Here is a 5,906-nt window from a genome sequence, read left to right on the forward strand (position 1 = left end):
CCCGCGCATAGCCTGCCGACACGTCCAGCGGATCGCTCGCCCCCGCCACGATCTGCGCGCCGAGCGCAAAGCGTTTTTCGCCGACGATCTGGCGCACGCGGTCGAGCAGCCGCTGATAATCGTCCCCCGCCTCGCCCCGCGCCATGTCCCGCGCCAGCTCGGCCACCGACCCCACCGGCGCCAGCGCGCTCGCATCGATCAGCCCGTCGAGCAGCTCAACCCGCCGCGCCAGCGCATCGGCCAACGTCGGCGCGTGGCTCAGGATCGTCGCCAGCAATTGCGCCAGCGTCGGTCGCGCTTCGAGCAGGTGGAACAGGTTGAGCGCCGTCGGCAGCCGCGACAGGATCGTGTCGAGCCGCGCCAGCGCCGCGCCCGGATCGGGCGACTGGCCGATGGCGGCGATCAGCGGGGGCAAAGCCGCTTCCATCGCCGCCTGGGCCGGCGGGCTGCGCAGCGCCGGATAGCGCCCGCTGCGCCACCCTTCGATCAGGCGGGTCGCGCTTGCCGGGTCGGGGAATCCCGCTTCGGCCAGCCCCGCTTCGACCGCGGTCGTGCCGGTCGGCCCCTGCCGCCCGTCCTCGCCATCGAGCGCGTCATAGATTTGCCCCACCGCCTCGACATGCGGGCGCAGCAGCGCGATCAGGTCGCCTCCATCGTCCAGCCCATGCAGCCGCGCCACCGCATCCAACGCCTCGCCATGCGGCAGCGCGTGAGTCTGGCGGTCGTCGATCATCTGCACGCGGTGCTCGATCGTGCGAAACAGGATATACGCCGTACGCAGCGTCGTCGCCGTCGCCGCGTCGATCCGCCCCGCCGCAGCGAGCGCCGCCAGCGCGTCCAGCGTCGCCGGCGCGCGCAGTGCCGGGTCACGCCCGCCATGGATCAGCTGGTGGATCTGCGCAAAGAACTCGACTTCGCGAATGCCGCCGCGCCCGCGCTTGAGGTCGAAGCCCGGACCGAATGCCTGGCCCTGCGCATGATGATCGCGGATGCGGCGCGAGATGCCGCGAATTTCGCGGATCGTCCCATAGTCGAGCGCGCGCCGCCACACGAAGGGCCGGATCGTGTCGAGAAACTCCTGCCCCAGCGCGCAGTCACCCGCCGCGGCGCGGGCGCGGATAAAGGCGGCGCGCTCCCATGGCAGCGCCTGCGATTCATAATAGCTGATCGCCGCCTCTGCGGGCAGCACGATCGGCGTGACCTCGGGCGACGGTCGCAGCCGCAGGTCGATGCGCAGCACGTAGCCATCGCCATCGCGCGACTGCAGAATTTCCACCACCCGCCGCCCGACCCGCACCGCCGATTCCTCCACCGCGTCGCGCTCGCGATGCGGCAAGGTGGCGGGGTCGAAGATCAGGATCGGGTCGATGTCGGACGAGTAATTGAGCTCATGACTCCCCTGCTTGCCCAGCGCGATCGCTGCCAGCCCGCGCGGCTCTGCCCCCGGCACCCGCTCGGCAATGGCGCCACCGATCGCCGCATCCAGCGCATAATCGGCGAAATCCGACAACGCGCGCGTCACCGTGGTGAAATCGAGCAGCCCCGACAGGTCGCCGATCGCCGCAGCCAACGCGAGCCGCCGCCGCTCGATCCGCAGGCGGCGCGGCAGTGGCATGGCGGGATCGTCGATCCACGCCGCGCTCAACGGATCGCGCGCCGCCGTCGCCATTGTGTCGACCAGCGCGTTCTCCCGCTCGATCAGGTGCGCCAGGAACGGCGCATTGCGGGACGCACGCGCAATTGCACCGTCAATCGCAGAATCTGCTCCGGCCATGCGATTATCGTTTCGGCTGGCGATCAGACAGTTTCTGATCTGTCAAGCAACAAATTGCAAAAAGAGACGTTCTGTATCGCATGGGTTCCAACGCACCTCGATCGTCCTCAGGGCAACGCGATAGCGGCTATTGGGTGGAAGCGCCACGCGTGACCGATGCGATCGGTTTCGTGCTGCGCGACACCTATACCAAGGATCGCCATTTGCCCGACGATATGCGGGACATGCTGGCTCAACTGAGCGCGTTCGACCTGCCCGCGGGGCGTGACAGCCACAGCTGATCCGCCCCGCGCGCCGCCCTACTCGCGGCTGAGCTCGTTGACTTCGTCCATGATCGTGTCCAGCGCGCTGCGCCCGTCGCTGACGCTGTCCGCGCGCGACGGGAGATCGCCCCCGCTCATCAATGCTTCCAGCGCAACGCGGCCGCGCGCGACGCGGCTCTTGATCGTGCCGACGGCGACGCCGCAAATCTCGGCCGCTTCCTCATAGGCAAAGCCGCCCGCTCCAACCAGAATCAGCGCCTCGCGCTGCGGCTGTGGCAGGTGCAGCAGGGCGCGCTGCATATCGGCGAGTTCGACGTGCCGATCCTGGCTCGCCGGCGCAGCCAGAATGCGGTCCGCGACGAGATCGTCCCACTCGCCCTTGAATCGGGCGCGACGCATCTGACTAAGATACAGGTTGCGCAGGATGATAAAGGTCCAAGCGCGCATATTGGTGCCGGCCTGGAACCGCTGGCGCGCGGCCCATGCCTTCATCAGCGTTTCCTGCACCAGATCGTCGGCCAGATCGCGACTGCCCGACAGCGAGCGCCCGAACGCGCGCAGATGCGGAATCACGACCGCGAGCTGCTTCTTGAACTCGGGGTCGGAGAGCGCAACATGCTCAACGGGCGTATATTCGTCGGTGTCGCTCATTAAAGTCCGTTCGTCTTGCGCAGCGTTCTGCCGCACCGCTGGCGATAGGCGCGTCGCGCACATCCACCAAGCTGATCCATCAGATCAGCAGGAAGATCGCGAAGATCACGATGACCAGCGTCAGCGAGATGGCGAGGATATAGCGGGTCATGTGCGGGGTTGCCCCGGCGCGCACGCGATCCGTCTCGATATGAAGGGGGTCGTTTTGGTCAGCCATGACCGCACAACCCCCCAGAACCGTTTTAGGTCCGTAAGAAATGGAACTTTTAGGTCGCCGGAACGGTCGCCTGGTCGAAGAACAGCGCCTGGCTGATCGCCGCCTTCACCGTCGAACGCTGGAAGGGCTTGGTGATCAGGAAGGTCGGCTCGGGCCGCTCGCCAGTCAGCAATCGCTCCGGGAACGCCGTGATAAAGATCACCGGCACATCGAACTGCGCCAGAATGTCCTTCACTGCATCGATGCCCGAACTGTCGTCCGCCAGCTGGATATCGGCGAGCACCAGCCCGGGGCGATCTTCCATTGCCAGTGCCACGGCTTCGTCGCGGGTGACGGCGACGCCGGTCACGTCATGGCCCTGATCGCGGACGATCGTTTCCAGATCCATCGCGATCAGTGGCTCGTCCTCGATGATCAGCACGCGGGCGCGGGTCTGGCGCTCGATCTCGGACAATGCCTGCGAGACCAGTTCTTCGACCGAATCCGCCGACTCGTCGAGCAGATAGGCTGTGTCCTCGCTGGTGAAGCCCTCCATCGCCGTCAGCAGCAGCGCCTGGCGCGAGCGCGGGGCGAGCCGGGCGAGGCGCGCACGGGCTATCGCCTCATTCTCGCTCGGGTTGCCGACATCGCCGGGATCGCGATCGGCGTCGCGGTGGGTCGAACCCCAGATTGCCTGGAAGGTGCGATACAGCCCCAGCCGCGGATCGACGCTGCGCGGAAATTCCTCCGGCGCCGCGACGATCGCTTCGAGCGTGGCGCGCACATAACGATCGCCCTCGGTCTGGCTGCCGGTGAGCGCACGACCATAGCGGCGCAGAAAAGGCAGGTGAGGCGCGAGCTGCTGTCCTAGCGACATGGAACCATATTCTCCTTCGGCGATACCCGCTGTTTGGCTAGGGTATCAGTACATTACAAGGCGTATGCTGATCCAAAGGAAGCCCCTCCCCGGATTTCGCATCGCCTGTGGAACAAACGAGCTTCGGATTGGTTTCATCCCCGCTGTTCGATCCTGTGTCGCATGGCCGATGGCTTGCAGCCGTCGAAAATTTTGTGCATCCGCCCGTATCCCGGGCAATCAGGGGGACGAGGTGTTTCCGGCCGACGACAAGAACCAGGCAACGCCGCCAGACGGCGCGAACCCGACGCCGCGCAAGCGTGGCGCGGCACCGCAGTCCGATCGCAATATCGGCGATGCGCTGCGGCGCGTTTATCAGGATGCCGCTGGTGAGGATATTCCCGACGACCTGCTCGACCTGCTCCGCAAGCTCGACTGAGTTGCGCGCCCATGGCGGTCGATGAGTTGACGCGCCGGGGCGGCGCTGGCCCGATGATCGCCGTCGCCCGCTTGCCGACCGGGGCCAAGGTCTTCCTGATTCTGAGCGCCGCGCTGCTGCCGCTGGCGCTGATCGCGTTTCTCGCCTCACTGCAATCGACGCGGATCGCCGATCAGGAGGTGCGCGCACGCCTGCGCATCGCCGCCAACGAGGCGGCGCGCTCGCTGCGCGGTGAGCTGGCATGGGAGCTGCGCGAGGTGCGCGGCGCCCTTCCTAATGGGCCGGATCAGGCACCCAATTGCGGACGGCTGGCCGGCCTGTTCGAGCCGCAGGCCAGCCAAGGCATCCGCTATGCCGTGCTCGATCCGCAAAAACGCCTGATCTGCGGCCAGCCGATCCCGTCGGCGGTCTCGCCCGCCGCGTCCGACCAACCATCACCGATCCGCCTGCTGCCCGGCTCGGGTGCGCAGATCGAAGTCGAAGGCCCCGCCGGGCATATCGCCCGGGCGTTTTTCCCGACCCCCTTCCTCGCCAAATCCGCCGCGCCGACCGGGATGGTCGATGATTTCGGGATGGAACTGGTCAGTCCTGACCGCGCTCTGGTCCTGCGCGAATTCAGCGCGCAAACGTTGCTCGCCCGCACCGAAAGCCAAACGGTGGATCTGGATATCGAGGATTTGCAGCTGCAGATGACCGTGCCGAGCGCGCCGGTCACGTCCTCGGCGATCATCGCCGCCCTGTCGCCATTCCTGATGTGGTTCCTTGCCGCCGCCATCGCGTGGTTCGTGGTCGACCGCTTGCTGATCCGCCCCTTGCGGCGGCTGCGCACCACCGTCGAGGCCTATCAGCCGGGCGAGGTGATCGAGCCGATCGCCGGCAGCGACATCCCGGCGCAGGAAATCCGCGCGCTCGGCGACACCTTTCGCGAGCTGAGCCAGACCGTGCAACTGCACGAGCGCGATCTTGCCGAAGGGCTGTCGCGGCAGACCAAGCTGACCCGCGAAGTGCACCACCGCGTCAAGAACAACCTCCAGGTCATCGCCAGCCTGATCAACTTCCATGCCCGCGTCGCAGCCGAGCCGGGCGCGCTGGAGGCCTATGCCTCGATCCAGCGCCGCGTCGACGCGCTCGCAGTGGTGCATCGCCACCATTATGCCGGGTTCGAGGACACGCGCGGCATCGAGATTCGCGCAGTCATCGGCGAACTCGCCTCGAACATCCGCGCGACCGCGCCCGAGCGTAACGTGGTCGGGATCATGCTCAACATCGATCCGCTGCTGGTGTCACAGGATGCCGCAGTCGCGATCGCCTTTCTGATTACCGAGATCGTCGAGCTGGCAATGCTCGCCGCGCCCGGCGCGCAGATCAACATTTCCACGCAAAGCGATCCGGCCAAACCCGACAGCACGACATTGCGCATCAGCTCCCCCGCGCTGACCGATTCCCCCGAATTCCAGTCGCTTTATGAGCATCGCTACGGCCGCGTCATCGGCGGGCTGGTGCGCCAGCTGCGGTCGCAATTGCATCACGATCCGCTGATCGGCGCATTCGAACTCGCCATCGCGATCACTGGTCGGACCTGAACGCGCATCGCCGCCAGCGGGACTGCAAAAAAACGCGAAAAAAATTTCGGCAGGCCGGAACCCGGGATCGGGTTGGGTGTTTTCTACTTCGGATAGTGACCTTTTGCCCCCCCGCTCTCGCTATCCACGACACAGGCCCGGAAG

General features: G+C 66.4%; 7 protein-coding genes. 3 read left to right on the forward strand and 4 right to left on the reverse strand.

From position 1 onward, the window contains the following. The coding region (locus AX681_RS11835; protein WP_082749549.1) for a glutamine-synthetase adenylyltransferase at positions 1-1,774 on the reverse strand (1,774 nt) is incomplete at its 3' end. 149 nt (positions 1,775-1,923) lie between these two features. Between AX681_RS11835 and AX681_RS23205 the strand changes: the two genes are divergently transcribed. After that, the gene (locus AX681_RS23205) at positions 1,924-2,055 is read left to right on the forward strand and encodes a hypothetical protein (RefSeq protein ID WP_269450348.1); all 132 of its coding nucleotides are present in this window, start codon (positions 1,924-1,926) and stop codon (positions 2,053-2,055) included. An 18-nt stretch (positions 2,056-2,073) separates the two neighbouring features. Here AX681_RS23205 and AX681_RS11840 read toward each other — a convergent pair whose 3' ends face one another. The 3 genes from AX681_RS11840 to AX681_RS11845 all read right to left on the reverse strand — a co-directional run bounded on the left by AX681_RS11840 (position 2,074) and on the right by AX681_RS11845 (position 3,761). Then, positions 2,074-2,688: a sigma-70 family RNA polymerase sigma factor gene (locus AX681_RS11840; RefSeq protein ID WP_156442685.1), complete on the reverse strand. Its 615-nt coding sequence runs from the start codon at positions 2,686-2,688 to the stop codon at positions 2,074-2,076. A 79-nt stretch (positions 2,689-2,767) separates the two neighbouring features. Continuing rightward, positions 2,768-2,905, reverse strand: a complete 138-nt coding sequence (locus AX681_RS22495) for a hypothetical protein (protein WP_197421870.1) — start codon at positions 2,903-2,905, stop codon at positions 2,768-2,770. A gap of 49 nt (positions 2,906-2,954) precedes the next feature. Then, positions 2,955-3,761 carry a response regulator gene (locus tag AX681_RS11845; RefSeq protein ID WP_066659078.1) on the reverse strand — a complete coding sequence of 269 codons (807 nt, stop codon included), beginning with the start codon at positions 3,759-3,761 and terminating at the stop codon, positions 2,955-2,957. 232 nt (positions 3,762-3,993) lie between these two features. Between AX681_RS11845 and AX681_RS11850 the strand changes: the two genes are divergently transcribed. Together AX681_RS11850 and AX681_RS11855 are read left to right on the forward strand one after the other, a co-directional pair. Beyond that, positions 3,994-4,179, forward strand: coding sequence for a NepR family anti-sigma factor (locus AX681_RS11850; protein ID WP_066659079.1), 186 nt, complete (start codon positions 3,994-3,996; stop codon positions 4,177-4,179). Positions 4,180-4,232: 53 nt separating this feature from the next. Beyond that, positions 4,233-5,762, forward strand: coding sequence for a sensor histidine kinase (locus AX681_RS11855; RefSeq protein ID WP_066659100.1), 1,530 nt, complete (start codon positions 4,233-4,235; stop codon positions 5,760-5,762). The last annotated feature ends 144 nt before the right edge of the window (positions 5,763-5,906 follow it).

This window comes from Sphingomonas sp. CCH9-E2 (assembly GCF_001557215.1).
GTDB lineage: Bacteria > Pseudomonadota > Alphaproteobacteria > Sphingomonadales > Sphingomonadaceae > Sphingomonas.

What these genes read in the sequence shown, in the direction of transcription:
- AX681_RS11840 (WP_156442685.1), bottom strand. Translation starts at nt 2,688, where the DNA reads ATGAGCGACACCGACGAATATACGCCCGTTGAGCATGTTGCGCTCTCC.
- AX681_RS22495 (WP_197421870.1), bottom strand. Translation starts at nt 2,905, where the DNA reads ATGGCTGACCAAAACGACCCCCTTCATATCGAGACGGATCGCGTGCGC.
- AX681_RS11845 (WP_066659078.1), bottom strand. Translation starts at nt 3,761, where the DNA reads ATGTCGCTAGGACAGCAGCTCGCGCCTCACCTGCCTTTTCTGCGCCGC.
- AX681_RS11855 (WP_066659100.1), top strand. Translation starts at nt 4,233, where the DNA reads ATGATCGCCGTCGCCCGCTTGCCGACCGGGGCCAAGGTCTTCCTGATT.